Below are 20,574 nucleotides of genomic sequence, written 5' to 3'. Positions count from 1 at the left end.
CGCCGGTCCTCGACCGAAATGAAGGCGGATGGGCGCCACAACGCCAGCCCCAGCGACACTGCTGCTGCGCTGACCGCGTTCGAAGTGTGTAGATGGCGCGCCACCGAGATCCCGCCAGCCTGGCGAGATCGGCGCAAACGGTCGCCACAGAGGTCCATGACGCCATCGGTGATGGCATGGGCCTGATGCCAGGTGCGACCGGCGTCCCCGACTCCGATGTCCCGTGCTGCTGCCCCTGAAGGGCGCTGCGCGCCTGACCGTTTTGCTGCGTCAGGGACGCCAATGAATTTTTGCCGGTGACCCCGGCCTACCAAGGTGTGATTGATGACCCCGACTTCTGTCGCCTCGCCGAGCTTCGGCGACCTCGCTCTGCTGCCCGCCGTTCTTTCTGCCGTCGAGACCCTGGGCTACGAGACGCCCTCTCCGATCCAGATCCAGACCATTCCGGCCCTGCTGGAAGGGCGTGACATGCTGGGCCAGGCCCAGACCGGCACCGGCAAGACCGCTGCCTTCGCCCTGCCGCTGCTCTCCCGGCTCGAGCTGAGCCGCCGCGAGGCCCAGGTGCTGGTGATGGCGCCGACCCGCGAGCTGGCCCAGCAGGTGGCCGTCTCCTTCAGCAAGTACGGCCAGAACCTCCAGGGCCTGGAAGTGGCGGTCCTGTGCGGCGGCCAGGAGTATCGCGAGCAGCTGGGTGCCCTGAAGCGCGGCGCCCAGGTGGTGGTGGGCACCCCGGGCCGGATCATCGATCACCTGGATCGCGGCAGCCTCAAGCTCGACGGGCTCTCCGCCCTGGTGCTGGACGAGGCCGACGAGATGCTGCGCATGGGCTTCATCGACGACGTCAAGCGCGTCGTTGCCGATACCCCCAAGGAAGCCCAGCGGGTCTTCTTCTCGGCGACCCTGCCGACCGAGATCGAGCGCATCGTCAACCGCTACCTGGTGGACCCGGTGAAGGTGGCCATCGAGTCGCGTACCACCACCGGCGAGAATATCGAGCAGCGCCTGGTGCGCGTCGATGGCGGTGCCAAGCTGGAGGCGCTGTCGCGCATCCTCGAGGTCGAGCCGGTAGATGCCGCCATCGTCTTCGTGCGCACCCGGGCCGCCTGTACCACCCTGATGGAGCAGCTCTCCGCCCGCGGCGTCAACGTGGCCAGCCTCTCCGGCGACCTGGACCAGAGCCTGCGTGAGCGCACCATCCAGCGCCTGAAGCGCGGCAAGGTCGACGTGCTGATCGCCACCGACGTGGCCGCCCGCGGCCTCGACGTGCCGCGCATCACCCACGTCTTCAACTACGACCTGCCCCAGGACTCCGAGGCCTATACCCACCGCATCGGCCGTACCGGCCGGGCCGGGCGTACCGGCATCTCGATCACCTTCGTGGGCTTCCGCGAAGGCCGCAAGGTGGGCTGGATCGAGCAGGCCACCGGCCAGAAGATGAGCGAGATGGAGGTGCCCGACGAGGCCGCCATCCGCGCCCATCGCGACGAGGTCTTCCACCAGAAGGTGATCGCCGCCCTGACCGCCGGTGCCGAGGAGCAGCGTGCCCTGGTCGGCCGCCTGGTCGAGGAGGGCTACGACCCCATCGAGCTGGCCTGCGCCTTCGCCCGCCTGGCTCGCGCCGACGAGGCCCCCATCGGCCGCATGCAGGCACCGCGCAAGGAGGCCCGCAACGACCGCGCCTCCCGCGACGGCAAGCCGCCGCGCCGCGAGCGGGGCCCGAGCGAGGGCATGACCCGCTACCGCGTCTCCGTGGGCCACAAGGATGGCGTCAAGCCCGGCCAGCTGGTCGGGGCGCTGGCCAACGAGGGTGGCATCGAGGGCTCGCGCATCGGCCGCATCGATATCCGCCCCTCCTTCTCCGTGGTGGAGCTGCCGAGCTCGCTGCCGGCCAGCATCCTGGCCAAGATGGCCCGCGCCCGCGTTGCCGGCCGTCCCCTGGAGATCAGTGAGGACCGCGGTGCCCCCGAGCGTGCGCCCCGTCGTCGTCGCGACGACGGCGACGCGCCGGTTCGCCGCCCCTCCCGCGCCTGAGGCGCCGGCTGCCGCCCGCCGGGCGGCGCCAACCCCCACCGACAGGTCGGAGCTCTGCTCCGGCCTGTTGTCGTTGGGGCCCCTGAAGCGGGCCCCTGAAGTGCTGTCGGCAAGGAGGAAGTGTGATGTGGAAGCGGCTGCCGTTTCGCCTGCGCGGCTACCTGATCACCGTGACCGGGGTGCTGCTGCTCTCACCGGATGCGCTGCTGGTCAAGGACACCACGGTGGACGTGGCCACCTTCATGTTCTGGCGTGGCCTGCTGCTGGGAGCGGTGCTGCTGCTGATCGCCGCGCTGCGCTATCGGGAGCGTCTGCCCCAGGCCATTCGTGCCTGCGGCCCGGCGGCGCTGTGGTGCCCGTTGGCCTTCGCCGCCAGCGCCTGGGCCTTCGTGGGCGCCACGCGGCTGACCACCGCCGGCAACGTGCTGGTGATGCTCAACCTGGCGCCCCTGGCGGCAGGGCTGATCGGCATGCTGCTGTTCGGCCAGCGGCTGCGCCGCCAGACCTGGGTAGTGATCGCGGTCTGCGTGGTCGGGGCGAGCCTGATGGCCGCCGGCGAGGTGGGGCAGGGCAGCCTGCTGGGCCTGGCCGTGGCGCTGATCATTCCGATCGCCATCGCCGTGAACACCACGGTGGCCAGCGCCCAGCGCGGCAGCGGTACCCGGGGGCTCGACACTACGGTGGTGCTGCCCCTGGGCTGCCTGGCCATGCTGGTGCCGGCGGCGCTGATGGGCGGCGCCCAGCTGCCCGATCCCGAGGACCTGCAGCGCCTGGCCCTGATGGGGATGATCCTGCCGCTGGCCTATTTCCTGATCCAGACCGGCGCGCGCTATCTGCCCGGTGCCGAGGTCAGTCTGGTGATGCTGGTCGAGACCCTGGCCGGCACCCTGCTGGTGTGGTGGTGGGTCGGCGAGGTGCCGGCGGCGCTCGCCTTCCTGGGGGGCGGCATGATCGTCGTCGCCATGCTGGCGAGCTCCCTGCGCGACCTCTATCGGCAGCGCCGCAAGGCCGCCGAGGGCGCCCCGGACGCCCGCCGCCTGCGCGACGAAGCGGCGGAAGCGAGCATCGAGCGCGGCGAACCCGCCCCGCCGGTGGGCGAACGCCACTGATCCTGGGGATAGCTCAGCTCGGCGAGTCGCTTGCCACCGCCGCGGCGAAGCGCACCAGCAGCGAGCTCGCCTCGGGGGTGGCGGTGACGCCGGCGAGCAGCGCCTCCGGGTCCTGGCCCTGGTCGCGCAGCTTGTCGACCTGGTGGGCCAGGTAGGCGCGCATCACCTCTGCGGTGAACTCCGGGTGGAACTGCACGCTCCACTGGCGCGGGCCGTAGCGCAGGGCCTGGTAGGCATCGTGGGCGTTGTGAGCCAGCACCACGGCGCCTGGCGGGGCCTCGAGCACCGATTGGGCGTGGGTCAGCTGGGCGGGGAAGCGCTCGGGCAGCTGGCCGAGCAGGACATCCTCGCGGCCGGCCCGGGTGAGCGTGACCTCATGGGTGCCGGACTCGCGCCCCGCAGGATGGTAATCGCTGACCCCGCCCAGGGCCGCCGCCATCAGCTGGTGGCCGTAGCAGACTCCTAGGATCGCCAGGTTGCGCTCCATCGCCTCCCGCAGCCAGGGCTTCAAGGCCTCGCTCCAGGGCTCGGCGTCGCTGACCATGGCGTGGGAGCCGGTGATATAGAGGCCGTCGATCTCCTCGAGGGAGGGCAGCGGCTCGATGCGGGCGTCGAACACCGCGGCCTCGAAGCCGGCGGCGGCCAGGGCCTTCTGGAACAGCGTCTCGAAGTCGCCGTGGGCTTCCACCACGTCGGGGAAGGCGTCGCCGGTCTTGACGATCAGCAGTCTGGGCATGGAGATATCCTCTTCCTGGATCAGGCGCGGCGCAGCCGCTCGCCGAGAGCGACCATGAAGCGGGCGCCGGCCTCGAGCTGCTCGATGTCGATGTATTCGTCGGGCTGGTGGGCCTGGGCGATGCTGCCGGGTCCGCAGATCACCGTGGGCAGCCCCCGGCGCTGGAACTGGCCCGCCTCGGTGGCGTAGGCCACGGCCCCGGCGGGGCGCTCGCCCAGCAGCGCATGGCAGAGCGCCAGCACCTCGGCGTTGTTGTCGTCGGCCAGCGCCGGCACCGTCTCGTTGAGCGCCTCGGTGACGATGGAGGCCTCCGGGGCGCGGTCGCGCATCTCGGCCTCGAGCTCGGCGGCCCGGGCGTTGACTCGGCCTACCAGCTCCTCGAAGCGGTCCGACGGCAGATGGCGGATCTCCCACTCGAAGGTGCACTCCCGGGCCATGATGTTGATCGCCGTGCCGCCCTGGATCTTCCCCACGTGCAGGCTGGAGTGCACCACGTTGAAGGCCTCGTCCACGCGCCCCTCGGCGCGCAGCTCGGCCATCACCTCCTCGATATAGGTGACCAGCTTGGCTGCCACATGGATCGCCGAGACTCCCTGATTGACCTGGCTGGAGTGGCTGGCACGGCCGGTGACGGTGGTGCGCAGGTTGGTGGCCCCCTTGTGGGCCACCACCGGGTGCATCAGGGTCGGCTCGCCGACGATCACCGCGGCGGGCAGCGGGTGGTCGGCCATGAGCCGCTCGATCATGCGCGGCGCGCCGATGCAGCCCACCTCCTCGTCGTAGGAGAGCGCTAGCCAGATCGGCTTCTCCAGGTCGAGCGCCACCCAGCGCGGCACCTCGGCAAGGGCGCAGGCGATGAAGCCCTTCATGTCGCAGGTGCCGCGGCCGTAGAGGCGGCCGTCGCCCTTGTCCACCAGGGTGAAGGGGTCGCTGGACCAGGGCTGGCCGTCCACCGGCACCACGTCGGTATGGCCGGAGAGCACCACGCCGCCGGCCAGGTCCGGGCCGATGCGCGCCAGCAGGTTGGCCTTCCTGCCATCGTCGCTCTCCACCCGCCAGTGGGGCACGCCGTGCTCATCGAGCAAGCCCTCCACGAAGGCGATCAGGTCGAGGTTGGAATCCCGGGAAACGGTAGGAAAGCCCACCAGGCGTTCAAGCATCTCGGCGGCGGTCATGGCGCGCTCCTTGGTATCTTTGGGGGAAATCCTATCACGCCTGCGCGTCAGGCCGATGGTGTCCGTGTCATAGCCCCAGGCTATCTGGCCGATGCGTCCGCTTTTCTGACAGCAGTCATTAACAGGCTTACGATGTCGGGTATCGGCGGCCATGTGCAGGTCGTCATATGGACATTCACTTCTCAGCAGGAGGCGTCTCGATGCCGGATACATCCTTCCCCAACCCCGGGCTCTTCACCCCGCTACAGCTGGGCAGCCTCAGCCTGCCGAACCGCGTGATCATGGCGCCGCTGACCCGCGCACGCACGCCGGACAGCGTGCCCGGCAAATTGCAGCAGGTGTACTACGGCCAGCGGGCCAGCGCCGGGCTGATCATCAGCGAGGCTACCAATATTTCGCCCACCGCCCGCGGCTATGTCTACACGCCGGGGATCTGGAGCGACGAGCAGGAGGCCGGCTGGAAGGGCGTCGTGGAGGCGGTGCACGCCAAGGGGGGGCGCATCGCCCTGCAGCTGTGGCACGTGGGGCGCGTCTCCCACGAGATGGTGCAGCCCGACGGCCAGCCGCCCGTGGCGCCCAGCGCCCTCAAGGGCGAGGGCGCCATGTGCTTCGTCGAGTTCGAGGACGGCACCGCTGGCCAGCACCCCACCAGCACCCCGCGGGCGCTCGAGACCGAGGAGCTCCCCGGCATCGTCGAGGACTATCGCCAGGCCGCCGTGCGCGCCAGGCGGGCGGGCTTCGACATGGTCGAGGTGCACGCGGCCAACGCCTACCTGCTCAACCAGTTCCTCGCCACCGGCAGCAACAAGCGCACCGACCAGTACGGTGGCTCCCTGGAGAACCGTGCCCGCCTGGTGCTGGAGGTGGTCGATGCGGTGGCCGAGGTGTTCGGCCCCGAGCGGGTCGGCATCCGCCTGACCCCCTTCATCGAGCTCTTCGGCCTCACCGATGACGAGCCCGAGGAGATGGCCTGCTACCTGGCCGATGAGCTCAGCCGCCGCGGCCTGGCCTATCTCCACTTCAACGAGCCCAACTGGGCCGGCGGCGATATCACCTTCCCCGAAGGTTTCCGCGACAAGATGCGACAGCGCTTCAAGGGCCGCCTGATCTACTGCGGCAACTACGACGCCGAGCGCGCCCAGGCCCGCCTGGATGACGACACCGCCGATGCCGTGGCCTTCGGGCGCCCCTTTATCGCCAACCCCGACCTGCCCGAGCGCTTCCGCGTGGGTGCGGCGCTCAACGAGCCCGACCCCGGCACCTTCTACGGCGGTGCCGAGCAGGGCTACACCGACTATCCCCTCCTCGACAACGGCCACGACCGGCTCGGCTGAGTCGGCGTCTGCCCTGGAAGCCACAAGCCCGGTCGGCGAGCCGGGCTTTTTGTCGGCAGGGAGGAGCATCGTCATGCTCACGGCATCGACATATCCCCGAGACATGTTCAAGAAACGCGATTTTTTCGACACGTCCGGCCGACATGTCGATGGCATCGACATGTCCCGAGGACATGTTTAAGAAAGACGATTTTTTCGACACGTTCTCTGGATATGTTGATGCCATCGACATAAGCTGACGACGTGTCGATTCTTCAGGAATAAGTGAACATGAGCTGGCGCCCCGACCACCCCTACAACGGCCTGCCGCCGCTGCCCCCTGCAGAAGAGCTCGAGACGCCGGCTGTGCTCAAGGCCTGCATTCCGGCTCGGGCGGCACTGGCGGAGCTGAAGCAGGCCGGTGAGCTGCTGCCCAACCAGGGACTGCTCATCAACCTGCTGCCTCTGCTGGAAGCCCGCGACAGTTCCGAGATCGAGAACATCGTCACCACCACCGACAGACTCTTTCAGTTTGCCCAGGAAGATACCCACGCCGACCCTGCCACCAAGGAGGCGCTGCGCTATCGCACGGCGCTGAGCCATGGCTACCGAGAGCTGGCCAGGCGACCTCTGTGTACCAACACGGCGGTGGAGATCTGCAGCACCATCAAGGGCGTTGATATGGAGATTCGTCGGGTGCCGGGCACCACCCTGGCCAACCAGGCGACCGGCGAGGTGATCTATACCCCGCCAATGGGGGAGGGGACGCTGCGTGAGCTGCTGGCGAACTGGGAGCGTTATCTCCATGAGGAGGATGGTGTCGACCCCCTGATCAAGATGGCTGTGTCTCACTACCAGTTCGAGGCGATCCACCCTTTCACCGACGGCAATGGGCGTACGGGTCGGGTGCTGAACATCCTTTACCTGATCGAGCAGCGGCTGCTGTCGCTGCCCATCCTCTACCTCAGTCGCTATATCGTGCTTCACAAGCCCGACTACTACCGTCTGCTACTGGCAGTGACCCGTGAAGGGGAGTGGCAGGAGTGGCTGCTTTATATGCTCAAGGCAGTCGAGTACACCGCCCGCTGGACTACCGACAAGATTGCGGCGACCCGCACCCTGATCGAGGATACGGCCCGCCATATCCAGCAGCAGCTGCCTAGGGTCTACAGCCACGAGCTGGTGCAGGTGATCTTCGAGCAGCCCTACTGTCGCATCAACAACCTGGTGGAACGGGACATAGCCAAGCGGCAGACCGCCTCCAGCTATCTGCAGCAGCTGTGCGAGGTCAATGTGCTTGAGGAGATCCGCGCCGGGCGCGAAAAGCTCTTCGTTCATCCCAAGCTGGTTCGCCTGATGACCGAAGACAGTAACGAGACGACCCCGTACGCACAGGATCCTCTATGACCCAGAACGACATCGTCCAGAAGCTGTGGAACCTCGGCGATGTGCTGCGCGAAGACGGCGGGGCGAGCCTTGGAGATAGAAAATCTGCGTGAATGGTGAGGAGACACCAATGCTGAATCGATCAGCGCTATTACTGCGCTACAAGGCTCCGGCTGTGCAGTGGATCAACGACGCCGACCCCTCTCCGGGTGGCACGTCGATCACCGAGGAGGAGGTCAATCGCGACCGCACCGTCTATCTGGTCAGCGATGCAGTCGCGGAGTCGCCTTCGGAGGTGAGGCGGTGGGTCAAGGCCAACTGGCGCAACCTCTTCGAGTCGGAGCTGGAAGGCTGGTACACCGAGCCATCGCTATGGCCGAAGCGCACCCTGAAGCGCTTCGATGAGTGGTTCGAGGTCGAATGCCACAGCGTGATGATCGATACGCTGGGCACGCCCATCGAGGATGATGAGGCGTCAGACTGATCGGGAGGCCCCATGAAGCCCTTCTCCATCCTGATGATCCGGCTGCTGGGTCTCTATCTCTTCCTGAAGACCTTGTTCTCGGTGCTGCCGGCGCTGCTGGGCCCGAATGTCGGGGAGTTCTGGTCAGCCGAGCTGCTGCCGATGCTGCTGGCCACCGTAGGCGTGCCCTTGGTGGGCGGCGTATTGCTGTGGTGCTTCGCCGGCCGCCTGGCGGAGCGGCTGCATGGCGCTGGAGGGGTAGATGAAAAGGCCGACGTTCGGGTCGGGGATGATGACCTGGTGCGTGCCGGCACCTTCCTGATCGGTACCTATCTGGTGGTGCGGCATATCGGCATGCTGGTGGGGGTGTACTCGTCCTCGGGTGCCGTGGCCTACGACGCACTGGTTGTCGTGGTGGCGGGCCTTTGCATGATGCTGGGTGGAGGCTCTCTTGCCGCGTTCTACCGCAGGGCCAAGCATCTGGGGGTGGGCCGGTAGGCCGGCCATGGTGAAGCCCGCTGGCCTGGTCAGATGCCCGTCACCAGGAAATCGACGGCGGCGATGATCTGGTCACGATAGAGGCCGAGATCATGTACCGCCTTACCGAGTCGCTTCCTTGGCGTGGAACTGCGCCATCAGAATGTCCGCTCGCCGTCACCGAAGGTGCCGTTTTCCTCCGCGAACTGGTTGTAGGCGCGGATGGCGTCGGTGTTCTCCCGCTGCCACCGTTCGCGCTGCTCCGCACGTACCTTGTCCGACAGCGCGCTCTCGAAAGTGGCAGAAAGGTTGATGCCCAGGCGCCGGGCCTGCTGGAGCAGGTCGCTGTTGATGCTGACGTTGGTGGCCTTCTTGGGGGCTTGAGTGTCGTAGGGCTGGGTCATGTCAATGGCCTCGCAGCAGGCATGCGCATAGTGTGTGCGCACCAGGCGTGTTCGGTAAGTGTGTCGGGGCCTCACGCCCCGCGCTGGTGCAGCCGTCGGCTCAGGCGCGCCAGAATGGAGACCTCGCCGCGCAGCCAGGGGCCGAGCAGGCGCATGGAGAGCGGGATGAACAGGAACACCATCACCGGGGTGAGCGCGAGGGTGCTGACCAGCACCTTGGGCAGCATCGGCAGCCCCGCCAGCAGGCCACCGAACAGCGCCTGAAACAGCAGCGATACCGGGAAGAAGGCGAGCCAGATGGCGATGGCCTGCTTCCAGCGCGGCGGCGTCTGGCCGGTGGCGTCCTGGAACCAGCCGTCCAGGCCGGTGGCGCGGTGCTCCTGGGGAGCGACGAAGAGCCCCTCGCCTCGGGCCAGCCAGGCGCGGCGCGAGGCGGAGTGTTCCCAGGCCGCCAGGGTGTCGGCATCGCGGAAGCGGAAGATGATCTGGTACTCGTCGTCACCAGGCGGCGGGGCCAGCACGCCGGAGCCCAGGTAGCCGCTGAAGTCGGCAGCCAGCGCGCGGCCCTCCTCCAGCCAGGCGGTGAAATCGGCGTAGCGGCCGCGGGAGACGCGTCGGGCCACCATCAGGGTCAGGGGGGCAGGGGACATCGTGTATCTCCTTGTTCAGGGCGCCAGGGTAGGGCGCCGGAGTCATGCGGGCCGGGTAGGCCCTCGCCATGAACTAAGCAACAAGTATACCAGCAGGCGGCGTGGCGTAGCGGCTCGTGCTGAGGCAGGCTGGGTTGGGTCCGTGCGGGTGCCAGGTCGAGTTGGAGCCGCGGTCAGCGGATGGCATGCTTAGGCCCCGCCGATCAAGGCCTGCTTCGGCAGCGGGCCCCGGCTATTCGGGGCGGTACAGATGGATCTCTGGACAGGTAACAATGCCCATGAAAGAAAAGGAAGTCGCTCAGCTCCCCGGTCTCCGGCAATGGCTGCGCTACTGGCGCAACTCGCTGGCCGATGCCGAGAGCGGGCGAGGCGCCCTGACGCGTCGAGAGCTGGAGCAGAGCCTCCCGGTCGGCAGGGAAGCCTACCGGCAGGGCCGGCTGGCGCCGGAGGTAGTGGGGCGGCTGTTTTCCGGTGAGGCGGAGTCGGTCGAACTGCTGCGGGTAGTGCTGCGCCCGGCCGTCTACATGGCGCTGCTGGAGCATGGCCAGGGGCGGCGGGCGCTGTTTCCGGAGGTCATGACGCCGCTGATCTGCGTGCTCTGGGTCACCCGTGAAGGCCGCCTCATTCCGGCGGAGCCTCCGGTGATTCCCCGTGACCTCCTGGGCCCCCAGGCGGATGATCGCTTCACGCTGAACGACGTCGTCGAGCAGGATCGCTTCCTGACCCTGGAAATGCCGCGGGTCTGGTCGGCACAGGAGGCGCAGGGGCTGCTGGAAGAGCCGGAGGAGACCTGGGCTCCGCTCTGGCAGGGCTACTACGAGGTATCGCGCCGCCTTTTCGAGCAGCTGGTGCCGCCGGAGCGGCTGAAGGCGCATTTCGTCAGCGCCGACCAGGCCCGGCTGCTCAAGGTCGAAGAGTCGGTGACCGGGGCGAGCCAGCATATCCTCAACCTCTACGATTGGCTCGATGGCGCGAACCCGGCGCTGCCGCTGCTGGAAACCTATGCGCTGTCATCTCGGCAGAACCACCGCCCCTGCGTCGATGCGCTGGCGACGCTGGACGCTCGCCTGGGCCACGCCAACTCCGCCTATCCTACCGCGGTGGCGCAGCGGGACGCCCTTGCCCAGGCGATGGCCATGGAGGAGGGCGAGATCCTGGCGGTCAATGGCCCGCCCGGCACCGGCAAGACCACTTTCGTGCTGGATGTGGTGGCCTCGCTATGGGTTCAGGCCGCGCTGGCGGAGGGGGAGCCGCCGCTGATCATCGCGGCTTCCACCAACAACCAGGCGGTGACCAATATCCTGACGGCCTTTGCCAAGGACTTCGAGGAGACCGACCATCCCTTGAGCGGTCGCTGGCTGCCCGACATCCATAGCTACGGCGGCTACTATTCCGCTCCCAGCCGTGAGGCCGAGGCAGCCAGGCACTATCAGACGCCGGCTTTCTATCGCGATAGCGAGCGCCCCGAGTCGACCGAGCATGCCGAAAGCGAATTTCTGCGGATGGCTCGCCGGGCTCTCGAGGAGGACAGCCTGGAGAGCGTCAGAGCGGTACGTCAGCGTCTGCATGCCGAGCTGTCTCGTGTGCACGCCCGGCTGGTCGACATCCACTCGCAGTGGCAGCGCCTGCAAGACCTGGAAGAGGCGCTGGGCCCCGATGCCGAGGCCGATCAGCGGCAGGATCAACAGTCGCTTGAAGCGCTGCAGGCCGCGCTGGCAGAGGTCCAGGAGGATGCGCGGCGCTGGAAGGATTTCCGTGCCGAGGAGCCGCTGTGGCTCTCGATGCTGAGCCTGCTGCCACCGATAGCGCGCAAGCGACGCCTGCGTCGCGAACTGTTCATCGAGGCGTCGCTGAGTGCCCGGAGCCATGACATCCTCGGGGCCGCCACGGGCGATGCCCCCGAGCGGGCGCTGGCGAGGTGGTTGGCTAGCCAGCAGCAGGAGGTGGCGCGCTGTCAGGCGCGGCTCGACGAGCGTCTGGCGCAGCTGGAGGCTCGGGACCTTGCAGCAGAGGCGCTGCGCGCCGAGCTTCCCGACCCGGCGGCGAGCGACAGCCTGGAGGCCATCGACCGCTCGCTGGACACCACGCTGCGTTTTCGGCTGTTTCAACTGGCGGTTCACTACTGGGAGGCGCGCTGGCTGGAGGCGTGTCGCGAGCAGGGCAAGGAGCTGGCCGAGCAGGCGGCCAGCGGCAGGGAACGAAGGGGGCTTGCCACGGTGCGGCCACGCTGGCGGCGGCGCATGATGCTGACGCCCTGCATCGTCTCTACCCTGCACTCGCTGCCGTCTCATATGACCCACAGCGTCTTCGAGGGAGAAGGGCAGTTTCGCACCGAGTATCTGGTCAACGAGATCGACCTGTTGATCATCGACGAGGCGGGGCAGGTGTCGCCGGAGGTGGCCGGTGCCTCCCTGGCGCTGGCCAGGCGCGCGCTGGTGATCGGTGATGTGCATCAGATTCCGCCGGTAGCGACCCAGCTCAAGTCGGTGGATGTCGGCAACCTGTCGCACCAGGGCCTGCTGACCTCGCTCTCCGACTATGATGCCCTGCGCGAGACCGGGCGTAGCGTGGTGGATGGCAGCGCCATGCGTATCGCACAGGTGGCCAGCCGCTACCGCTATCTGGAGGAGGCCGAGCCGGGCATGTTCCTGCGTGAACACCGGCGCTGTCTGAGCGAGATCATCGCCTACTGCAACGACCTCTGCTATGCAGGGCTGCTGCTGCCGAAGCGCACCACCCCGGCCACGGACCCCGAGCTGCCGCCCTTCGCCTACGTCCACGTGGATGGTCGCGTCGAGACGGCGCCATCGGGAAGCCGCTGCAACCGGCTGGAAGCCGAGACCCTGGCCGAGTGGCTGGCCGTTCAGCGCAGGACGCTAGAGGCTCGCCATGGCCTGCCGCTCGGCCAGGTCGTGGGCGTGATTACCCCCTTCAAGGCCCAGGTGGAGCAGATCCAGCAGGCGTGTCGCGAGCGGGGCATTCCGGTGGGCCAGGAAGAGAACGCCGTGACGGTGGGGACCGTCCATGCCCTGCAGGGAGCCGAGCGCCCAGTGGTGTTGTTCTCTGCCGTCTACTCGCGGCATGAGGATGGCGGATTCATCGATCGTGATCCTGCGATGCTCAACGTGGCAGTCTCGCGGGCCAAGGACAGCTTTCTGGTCTTTGCGGACATGGACGTCGTCGCCTCGGCCCCGCCGGGCTCGCCACGTCGCCTGCTGAGCCGCTATCTGCTGGCGCGCGAGGCGAATGCGCTGGCTTTCGCCATCGACAGGGCCAGGCCGGACCTGCTGGTCCAGTGTCGCGAGCCCCAGGTGCTTACCGACGCGGAACAGCACGATGCCTGCCTTCACCGTCTGCTGGAGGAGGCCCGAGCTCGGGTGGTGCTGGTCTCGCCCTGGGTATCGCTCAACCGGCTGGAGGAGAGCGGCCTCCTGCAACAGCTCGGTGCCGCTGCCGGCCGCGGCGTCGAGGTGGCTCTCTACACCGACCACCACTTCAATACCACCGTCAACAACCGCCCCTGCCCGGACAGAACCGCCCGTTTTGCGACCTGTCGCGAGGCGCTGGAGGCACATGGCGTGGCGGTCAAGGTCGTGCATCGCGTACACAGCAAGCTGGTCATGACCGATGATCGTTTCATCTGCGTCGGCTCCTACAACTGGGGCAGTGCCGTGCGCCAGGGGAAATATCGCAACATGGAAACGTCCATCCTCTACAGCGGTCAGCTCAGCGATGAGATTCGCCTGCAGCGCGAGGCCCTGGAGGGGCGCCTGCATCCCAAGTATCCCATCAAGGCGGATACGGCTACCTCTTGATGGTTTCAAGGCTCGGCTCGCCGTCGCGTCGAGCCGAGCCGCGGCAGACCATCTATATGCCGATGCGCATAAATGGCAGAATGATCATCCAGGTAAATGCCCGTTAGCCGACAAAACCCTTGAGACTAAAGGCTAATTCCCTGATATTAATTTCTGAAAATAGAAAAAATCCCCGATAATCAACTGTGTTTCCTATCGTATACTCCCTCGCATCCTGGCAGGTGGGTGGCCCTCTGCTGCTCATCCGCCGCTGTTCTGCACCGCGGCAGCTCACAACGCTGACCTGAAACAGTTCATGGCTTCCGATCGCCCCTGGGCGCCGGGGCCTGTTGCATTGCGAGGTATCGAGACCATGAGTAAACAGCCCTTCCTGATCGCCATGACCTTCATGTCGATCATCATCGGCGGCGGCTTCGCCTCCGGTCAGGAGGTCCTGCAGTTCTTCACCGGCTACGGCCTGATCGGCGTGGCCGGCACCCTGGTCAGCGGGCTGCTGTTCGCCTTCCTGGGCATGCAGATCGCGCGCATGAGCTCGAGCCTGCAGGCGCGCTCTCACAAGGAGGTGCTGGCGGCGCTCTTCGGTCGTCGGGCGGGGCTTGCCATCGACCTGGTGCTCTCCTTCTTCCTGTTCGGCGTGGGCGTGGTGATGCTGGCCGGCAGCGGCTCCATCTTCGCCCAGCAGTACGGCATGCCGCCGCTGTTCGGCGGCGTGCTGCTCAGCGTGCTGGTGGTCGCCACCCTCTGCCTGCGGGTGCGCGGCATCATCAACCTGATCAGCGCCATCATGCCGGTACTGCTGCTGCTGGTGATGACCATCACCGTCTACTCCTTCTTCGCCAGCGACGCCTCCCTGGAGTCGCTGAACACCGCCTCGGGCGAGTTCGCCACCATCAGCGACGGCTGGCCGGTGTCGCACTGGTTCATCGGCGCGCTGCTCTACGCCTCCTTCAATATCGCCGTGGGCTTCCCCATGCTGTCGGTGATCGGCGGGCTGACCTCGGACACCCGCCAGGCGGCGCTGGGCGGCATCCTCGGCGGCGTGGGCCTGGGCGTGCTGATCTTCCTGCTCAATATTGGCCTCTTTGCCAACCTCGACCGCCTGGTGGGCGTCGAGATGCCGTCGCTGATGCTGGCCAGTGCGCTCTCGCCGGCGGTGGCCCTGGCCATGTCCCTGGCGCTGATCTGCATGATCTACAGCACCGCCGTGGGCATGTTCTTCGCCTTTACCGCCCGCTTCGCCACCCCCGAGACCTCGCGCTTCAAGGTGCTGAGCGTGATCTTCACCGCGGTGGGCCTGCTGCTCAGCCAGTTCGGCTTCAGCGCGCTGATCGGTACCGTCTACCCGATGCTGGGCGTGGTGGGCCTGATCCTGATCCTTGCCCTGGGTTACCGCTGGCACACCGCCCGTCGCGAGGCCAGGATGCGTCTGGCGCGCTCCAGCTACTGAGCGCGTGGCGGCCGGGGGACTAAGCTGAAAGGGACCTCTCACGGCGGAGTCCCCCCATGCTGGAGCTCTATCTGCTGCGCCATGCCAAGGCGAAACGCGAAGGTGAGAAGCTGCCCGACGCCGAACGGCCCCTGAGCCAGCGAGGCCGGTGCCAGGCGGCGGCCATGGCGCCGGCGCTGATGCGCTGGTGGGCGTTGGAAGGCGAGGTGGTCTCGAGCCCCGCCCGGCGCACCCGGGAGACCCTCGAGGCGATGGCCGAGGCGCTGCCCGAGGGCACCCCGGCCCCGGTGGCCCACTTCGACGAGGCGCTCTACACCTTCGACGGCGAGGCGCTGCGCGCCTGGCTGCAGGGGCTACCCGAGGGCAGCCGGCGGCTGCTGGTGGTGGGGCACAACCCGGCGCTGCTGGAGCTGGCCCGCTGGCTCAGCCCCGTGGCGCCCGATTCCCTGCCCACCGGCGGACTGCTGCATCTCCGCCTGCCCGGCGAGTCCTGGCAGGCGCTGAAAAAGCACGCCGCCGAGGGTCTGGCGTGCCTGATTCCTGAGCAGGCCAGCCATGCGCTCTTCCTGCGCCGGGCGCCGGCGCCCCCGGAGCTGCGCAAGGCCGACCTGGCCGGCCGCCTCCACGGGCAGCTCGGCCATCTCTATCGGCTGGTTCGGGCCCTGGAGCCCGGCGTGATGGCCGGCATCGATCCCGAGTTCCTGCACCAGTACCGCGTCAACCTGCGCCGCAGCCGGGCGATCGGCGAGGCCGTGCTGGCCACCGTCCGGCAAGCCGGGAACGGGAAGGCGCCCGGGCTGAAGAAGCGGCTGAAGGCGCTCAAGCAGCGTGCCCAGGCCACCAGTGACCTGCGCGACCTCGATGTCTTCCTGGAAAGCCTGGCGCAGGCGCCACCGCCGCTTCAGGCGAGCACTCGGCGAGCGCTTCACGACTGGCTGAACGAGCGGGCCCGGGAGCAGCACGAGTGCCTCTGTCGGCAGCTGGGCCAGCCCGACTACGCCGAGCAGATGCAGGCCTGGCAGGCGTTCCTCGACGGCGACGGCTTTTGGCAGGCGCTTGCCCGGCTCTCTGCGCCGCGGGCCGAGGCGGTGCTGGACGAACGCATCGCAGGCCACGATAGCGACCTGGCCGCCCTCACGCCTGACGCCCCGGATGAGGCCTTCCACGACCTGCGCAAGGCGGTGAAGCGCATCCGTTACCTGGCCGAGCTGGATCCGAAGCGCCACCGCCGTTTCCTCAAGGGGCTCAAGCAGCGCCAGACCCTGCTCGGCGATTTCCAGGACCTCTGCACCCGTCAGGCCTGGATCGCGGCCTTCGCTGCCGGTTCGCCCAAGGCCCCGCGGCGCCGGCAGGAGTGTGACGCCTGGTGCGACGCGCTGGAGGCGCAGAAGCGAGCCCTGCGGGAGCAGATCATGGCGCTGGCACCGCTACGCGAGCCGGGCCCCGCCGCCCGCTGATTCACCCCCTGGCGTCACCTGTGCGGCGTGGCTTCTGGGCTATTCCCGCTCGTCCCGGGTCGAGCGCAGCAGCACCCGGTCCATGCCCCGGGTGCTCAGCACCCGCTTCAGGGCGGCGAAGAGATGAGTGGGCAGGGTGACCGCATAGCGGGGCCTGGGGCGCGGATGCTCCAGGGCGTGGATCAGCTTGGCCACCACCGCCTCCGGGCCCAGGGTGAAGGCGGCCTTGCCCTCGGTGCTGGCCAGCCGCGCCTCCACCTTGCGATAGGTCTCGGCATGGGCGCTGCGCTCGGTATCGATATGGGCCCGGAAGGCGCGGTGGGCGTTCGCGCGAAAGCGGCTGGTGATGGGGCCGGGCTGGATCAGGCTGACGTGGATGCCGCTTCCCGAAAGCTCCTGGCGCAGGGTATCGGTGAGCCCCTCCAAGGCGAACTTGGAGCAGATGTAGGCGCCGCGGTAGGGCAGGGCGGCGAACCCCAGCACCGAGCTGTTCTGCACGATGCGCCCGTGCCCCTGGGCGCGCATCATCGGCAGCACCCGAGCGGTGAGCTCGTGGGTGCCGAGCAGGTTGGTCTCGAGCTGCTGCCTCAGCGTCTCCCGGGAGAGATCCTCCACCGCCCCGGGCTGGCCGTAGGCGCCGTTGTTGAAGAGCGCGGTCAGCCGCCCATCGGTGCGTTCCGCGACCTCGGCCACCGCCGCCTCGATGGAGGCGCTGCTGTCCAGGTCCAGCGCCAGGGCCTCCAGGCCCTCTTCCTTCAGCCGGGCCACGTCTGCCTCCTTTCTGGCGGTGGCAAAGACCCGCCAGCCTCGCGCCGCCATGGCGTGGGCCGCGGCGTGGCCGATCCCGCTGGAGCAGCCGGTGATCAGCAGGCTACGCGTCGCACCTGGGCGTACATCCGTCATTCGTCTCTCCTGGTGATCTTGGCAACTCTGTGTCTTGGCGTTGGAGGGCGGGCGTTACGGGCCGCCCTGCAGCATCTCCCGCGTCGCCTCCATCACCCGGCCATCCACGGTGCGCTGGACCTTGTCCTCGATCTCGCCGAGCAGCGCCTCCACCTTGGGGCCCTCGTTGGCCACCGCCACGAAGGTCCATTCGCTCGCCTCCAGCCGGTCGTGTTCGCCGCTCTCGCAGACCGCCACCGCCGGGTTGCGCCCGAAGCGCTCGTGCAGGCCGCCCATGCGCTGGCGCTTCTCCTTCAGCGACCGGCAGCCGGGCAGCGAGATATGCAGCGTGAGAATCCCCATATGCATCCTGACCCCTCCTTCGCTCTTTTCCTGACCTGGATCATTTCCCCGTCTCGCCCGGGTGTCTACCCTTCTCTGGCACAACATATGGTGCCTGATAGAAGAAAAAGCACCATATATGGTTAATCGGCCAGTGAGGGAACACCCATGCAACGCCAGCCGACCGGCGCCGTCAACGTCGCCTCGACGGTCAACGAATACCTGCAGCGCGCCGACTGGCGCGTCAACGCCAACGCCAACCAGGGCTACTCCCTGGGCGGGCTGATCCTCAACGCCTCGGGCAAGCTGATCGCCAACTACTGGCTGGATGAAGTCTATCCCGCCGCGGTAGGCGAGGCCCACCGGGAGGGCGATCTGCATATCCACGACCTGGACATGCTGAGCGGCTACTGCGCTGGCTGGTCGCTGCGCCAGCTGCTGATCGAGGGCTTCAACGGCGTGCCGGGCCGGGCGGAGAGCGCGCCGCCCCGGCACCTCACCAGTGCCCTGGGGCAGATGGTCAACTTCCTCGGCACCCTGCAGAACGAGTGGGCCGGCGCCCAGGCGTTCAGCTCCTTCGATACCTACCTGGCCCCCTTCGTGCGCCGCGACGCCCTCGACTACCCGGCGGTGAAGCAGGCGGTGCAGGAGTTCATCTACAACCTCAACGTGCCGTCGCGCTGGGGCAGCCAGACCCCCTTCACCAACCTCACCTTCGACTGGACCTGCCCGGCGGACCTGCGCGACCAGGTGCCGATCATCGGCGGCGCGGAGCAGCCCTTCACCTACGGCGAGCTGCAGGCCGAGATGGACCTGCTCAACCGCGCCTACCTGGAGGTGATGGAGGAGGGCGACTGCCAGGGGCGGGTGTTCACCTTCCCTATCCCCACCTACAACATCACCCCGGACTTCCCCTGGGAGAGCGACAACGCCGAGCGGCTCTTCGCGCTCACCGCCAAGTACGGGCTGCCCTACTTCCAGAACTTCCTCAACTCGGACCTGGAGCCGCACATGGTGCGCTCCATGTGCTGCCGGCTGCAGCTCGATCTCAGCGAGCTGCTCAAGCGCGGCAACGGCCTGTTCGGCAGCGCCGAGCAGACCGGCTCGCTGGGCGTGGTGACCATCAACTGCGCGCGCCTGGGCTACCGCTTCGCCGGCGACCGCACGGGGCTCTTCCAGGAGCTGGACCGGCTGCTCGCGCTCGGCCGCGACAGCCTGGAGATCAAGCGCGGCTGCATCCAGCAATGGATGGATGACGGCCTCTACCCCTACAGCCGCCGCTACCTGGGCACCCTGCGCAACCACTTCTCCACCCTGGGGGTGAACGGCCTCAACGAGATGGTGCGCAACTTCTTCGAGGACCGCTTCGATATCGCCAACCCCGAGGGGCAGCAGCTGGCCATCGAGCTGCTGGAGCAGATGCGCGAGCGGATGCGCGAGTTCCAGGCGGCCACCGGTCACCTCTACAACCTGGAGGCGACCCCGGCGGAGGGCACCACCTACCGCTTCGCCAAGGAAGACCAGAAGCGTTACCCCGGCATCCTCCAGGCGGGCACTCCGGATTCTCCTTACTACACCAACTCCAGCCAGCTGCCGGTGGGCTATACCGACGACCCCTTCGAGGCGCTGCTGCACCAGGACCCGCTGCAGACCCGCTACACCGGCGGCACCGTGCTGCACCTCTACATGGGGGAGCGGCTCTCCTCACCGGCGGCCTGCCGCAAGCTGGTGCAGACCGCGCTCTCCCGCTTCCGCCTGCCCTATCTCACCGTGACGCCGACCTTCTCGATCTGCCCGGTGCACGGCTACCTGGCCGGCGAACACGAGTTCTGCCCGAAGTGCGATGACGCCCTTCTGGCAAAGCATGCTCGGGCCGATGCCACGGCCTGAGGCCTTTCCCCGCAATATCACCAACCCGAAAAGGAGCATCCCATGCGTCATAGCGTCGAGAGCCTGCCCACCGAAGTGCGCCAGCGCTGCGAGGTCTGGACCCGGGTGATGGGCTATCACCGCCCCGTCAGCCAGTTCAACCGCGGCAAGCAGTCCGAGCACCGCGAGCGGCGCCACTTCAGCGAGCAGGCCGCCACCCCCTGACCCACCGTCACACAGAGCGCCCTCCATGCCAGAGCGACAGGGGGCGCTCGGCCGGATGACCGCCATGCCCCATCCTGAAACTAACCGGCCACGACTGCCCGTGGCCGGCCTCACCCCCATGACCACCCTGGACTACCCGGACCACCTGGCCTGCGTGGTGTTTCTGCAGGGCTGCCCGCTGCGCTGCGGCTACTGCCACAACCCCGGGATGCTCGAACCACGCCGCGCCGAACCCGGCGAGTGGGCCGAGGTGGAAGCCTTCCTGACCAGGCGCCAGGGGCTGCTCGACGGCATCGTCTTCAGCGGCGGCGAGCCGACCCTGCATGCCGACCTGCCCGTCGCCGCCGCCCGGGCGCAAGCGCTCGGCTTCAAGGTGGGGCTGCATACCGCCGGGGTCTACCCGCGGCGCCTGGCCGAGACGCTGCCGCACCTGGCGTGGGTGGGGCTCGATGTGAAGGGTCCGGCGGCGCGCTTCGATGTCATCGTCGGCCGCCCCGGCCTTGCCGCCGCCCACGCCGAGAGCCTCGAGCTGCTCTTGAGAAGCGGCATCGCCTTCGAGTGCCGCACCACCGTTCACTGGCGGGATTTCGACCTCGAGAGCCTGCGTCGCCTGGCCCTCGACCTCGCCGAAAGGGGCGTGACCCGCTACGCCCTGCAGGTGGCCCGCCCCGGCCGCTGCCTCGACCCCGCCTATGGCCGGCCGGTGCCCGGCGCCCCGACGCTCGGCGAACTGGACGCGCTGGTCGAGACCCTGGCACCGGCCTTCGAGCGTCTTGAACTGAGGGCGTAAGCC

Annotated in this window: 18 protein-coding genes; 12 read left to right on the top strand and 6 right to left on the bottom strand. The window is 67.9% G+C overall.

The window, feature by feature from the left end; translation table 11 throughout:
• Positions 1-324 precede the first annotated feature (324 nt).
• Positions 325-2,031 (top strand): DEAD/DEAH box helicase, encoded by a 1,707-nt coding sequence (locus ACRYRV_RS03885; RefSeq protein WP_253450056.1) that lies wholly within the window; start codon positions 325-327, stop codon positions 2,029-2,031.
• A 125-nt stretch (positions 2,032-2,156) separates the two neighbouring features.
• Positions 2,157-3,140, top strand: coding sequence for a DMT family transporter (locus tag ACRYRV_RS03880; RefSeq protein ID WP_444985898.1), 984 nt, complete (start codon positions 2,157-2,159; stop codon positions 3,138-3,140).
• Between the two features lie 13 nt (positions 3,141-3,153).
• On the opposite strand, the gene ACRYRV_RS03875 is transcribed toward ACRYRV_RS03880, so the two are convergent.
• Both ACRYRV_RS03875 and argE read right to left on the bottom strand, forming a co-directional pair.
• Positions 3,154-3,876, bottom strand: a complete 723-nt coding sequence (locus tag ACRYRV_RS03875; RefSeq protein ID WP_444985899.1) for a glutamine amidotransferase — start codon at positions 3,874-3,876, stop codon at positions 3,154-3,156.
• 20 nt (positions 3,877-3,896) lie between these two features.
• Complete coding sequence (gene argE, locus ACRYRV_RS03870) at positions 3,897-5,051, bottom strand: acetylornithine deacetylase (protein WP_309636216.1); 1,155 nt, start codon at positions 5,049-5,051, stop codon at positions 3,897-3,899.
• A 200-nt stretch (positions 5,052-5,251) separates the two neighbouring features.
• Here argE and ACRYRV_RS03865 point away from each other — a divergent pair, with 200 nt between their 5' ends.
• From ACRYRV_RS03865 to ACRYRV_RS03850, 4 genes are all read left to right on the top strand, one after another.
• On the top strand, positions 5,252-6,385 hold the full coding sequence (locus ACRYRV_RS03865) for an alkene reductase (protein WP_444985900.1): 1,134 nt from the start codon (positions 5,252-5,254) through the stop codon (positions 6,383-6,385).
• Between the two features lie 270 nt (positions 6,386-6,655).
• On the top strand, positions 6,656-7,771 hold the full coding sequence (gene fic / locus ACRYRV_RS03860; protein WP_444985901.1) for a protein adenylyltransferase Fic: 1,116 nt from the start codon (positions 6,656-6,658) through the stop codon (positions 7,769-7,771).
• 109 nt (positions 7,772-7,880) lie between these two features.
• Positions 7,881-8,234, top strand: coding sequence for a hypothetical protein (locus ACRYRV_RS03855; protein ID WP_253450071.1), 354 nt, complete (start codon positions 7,881-7,883; stop codon positions 8,232-8,234).
• 12 nt (positions 8,235-8,246) lie between these two features.
• Positions 8,247-8,711, top strand: a complete 465-nt coding sequence (locus ACRYRV_RS03850; protein ID WP_444985902.1) for a hypothetical protein — start codon at positions 8,247-8,249, stop codon at positions 8,709-8,711.
• A gap of 137 nt (positions 8,712-8,848) precedes the next feature.
• Here the strand turns inward: ACRYRV_RS03850 and ACRYRV_RS03845 are convergent, their stop codons facing one another.
• Together ACRYRV_RS03845 and ACRYRV_RS03840 are read right to left on the bottom strand one after the other, a co-directional pair.
• Positions 8,849-9,094 (bottom strand): type II toxin-antitoxin system CcdA family antitoxin, encoded by a 246-nt coding sequence (locus tag ACRYRV_RS03845; protein WP_169957701.1) that lies wholly within the window; start codon positions 9,092-9,094, stop codon positions 8,849-8,851.
• 71 nt (positions 9,095-9,165) lie between these two features.
• Positions 9,166-9,744: an antibiotic biosynthesis monooxygenase gene (locus tag ACRYRV_RS03840; RefSeq protein WP_444985903.1), complete on the bottom strand. Its 579-nt coding sequence runs from the start codon at positions 9,742-9,744 to the stop codon at positions 9,166-9,168.
• Positions 9,745-10,022: 278 nt separating this feature from the next.
• Here ACRYRV_RS03840 and ACRYRV_RS03835 point away from each other — a divergent pair, with 278 nt between their 5' ends.
• The 3 genes from ACRYRV_RS03835 (at position 10,023) to ACRYRV_RS03825 (ending at position 16,463) form a co-directional block, all read left to right on the top strand.
• Entirely contained in the window at positions 10,023-13,559 is a 3,537-nt protein-coding gene (locus ACRYRV_RS03835) for an AAA domain-containing protein (RefSeq protein WP_444985904.1), read from the top strand.
• A 352-nt stretch (positions 13,560-13,911) separates the two neighbouring features.
• A complete protein-coding gene (locus ACRYRV_RS03830; RefSeq protein WP_253450088.1) occupies positions 13,912-15,006 on the top strand; it encodes a YkvI family membrane protein in 1,095 nt (364 codons plus the stop codon).
• Between the two features lie 56 nt (positions 15,007-15,062).
• A complete protein-coding gene (locus tag ACRYRV_RS03825; protein ID WP_444985905.1) occupies positions 15,063-16,463 on the top strand; it encodes a CHAD domain-containing protein in 1,401 nt (466 codons plus the stop codon).
• Positions 16,464-16,502: 39 nt separating this feature from the next.
• Here the strand turns inward: ACRYRV_RS03825 and ACRYRV_RS03820 are convergent, their stop codons facing one another.
• Together ACRYRV_RS03820 and ACRYRV_RS03815 are read right to left on the bottom strand one after the other, a co-directional pair.
• A complete protein-coding gene (locus tag ACRYRV_RS03820) occupies positions 16,503-17,366 on the bottom strand; it encodes an SDR family oxidoreductase (RefSeq protein ID WP_444985906.1) in 864 nt (287 codons plus the stop codon).
• Between the two features lie 54 nt (positions 17,367-17,420).
• The gene (locus tag ACRYRV_RS03815; protein ID WP_119023280.1) at positions 17,421-17,714 is read right to left on the bottom strand and encodes a DUF503 domain-containing protein; all 294 of its coding nucleotides are present in this window, start codon (positions 17,712-17,714) and stop codon (positions 17,421-17,423) included.
• A gap of 141 nt (positions 17,715-17,855) precedes the next feature.
• Between ACRYRV_RS03815 and ACRYRV_RS03810 the strand changes: the two genes are divergently transcribed.
• Genes ACRYRV_RS03810 through ACRYRV_RS03800 form a run of 3 tightly spaced genes read left to right on the top strand, consistent with a single transcriptional unit; the run spans position 17,856 to position 20,571 of the window.
• Positions 17,856-19,577 carry a ribonucleoside triphosphate reductase gene (locus tag ACRYRV_RS03810; RefSeq protein WP_444985907.1) on the top strand — a complete coding sequence of 574 codons (1,722 nt, stop codon included), beginning with the start codon at positions 17,856-17,858 and terminating at the stop codon, positions 19,575-19,577.
• Between the two features lie 42 nt (positions 19,578-19,619).
• Entirely contained in the window at positions 19,620-19,781 is a 162-nt protein-coding gene (nrdD, locus tag ACRYRV_RS03805) for an anaerobic ribonucleoside-triphosphate reductase (protein WP_444985908.1), read from the top strand.
• Between the two features lie 25 nt (positions 19,782-19,806).
• Entirely contained in the window at positions 19,807-20,571 is a 765-nt protein-coding gene (locus ACRYRV_RS03800) for an anaerobic ribonucleoside-triphosphate reductase activating protein (protein ID WP_444985909.1), read from the top strand.
• The last annotated feature ends 3 nt before the right edge of the window (positions 20,572-20,574 follow it).

This window comes from Halomonas mongoliensis (assembly GCF_052496345.1).
The sequence above is the reverse complement of the archived record's forward strand: the minus strand, read 5'-3'. Positions and strand labels throughout refer to the sequence as shown.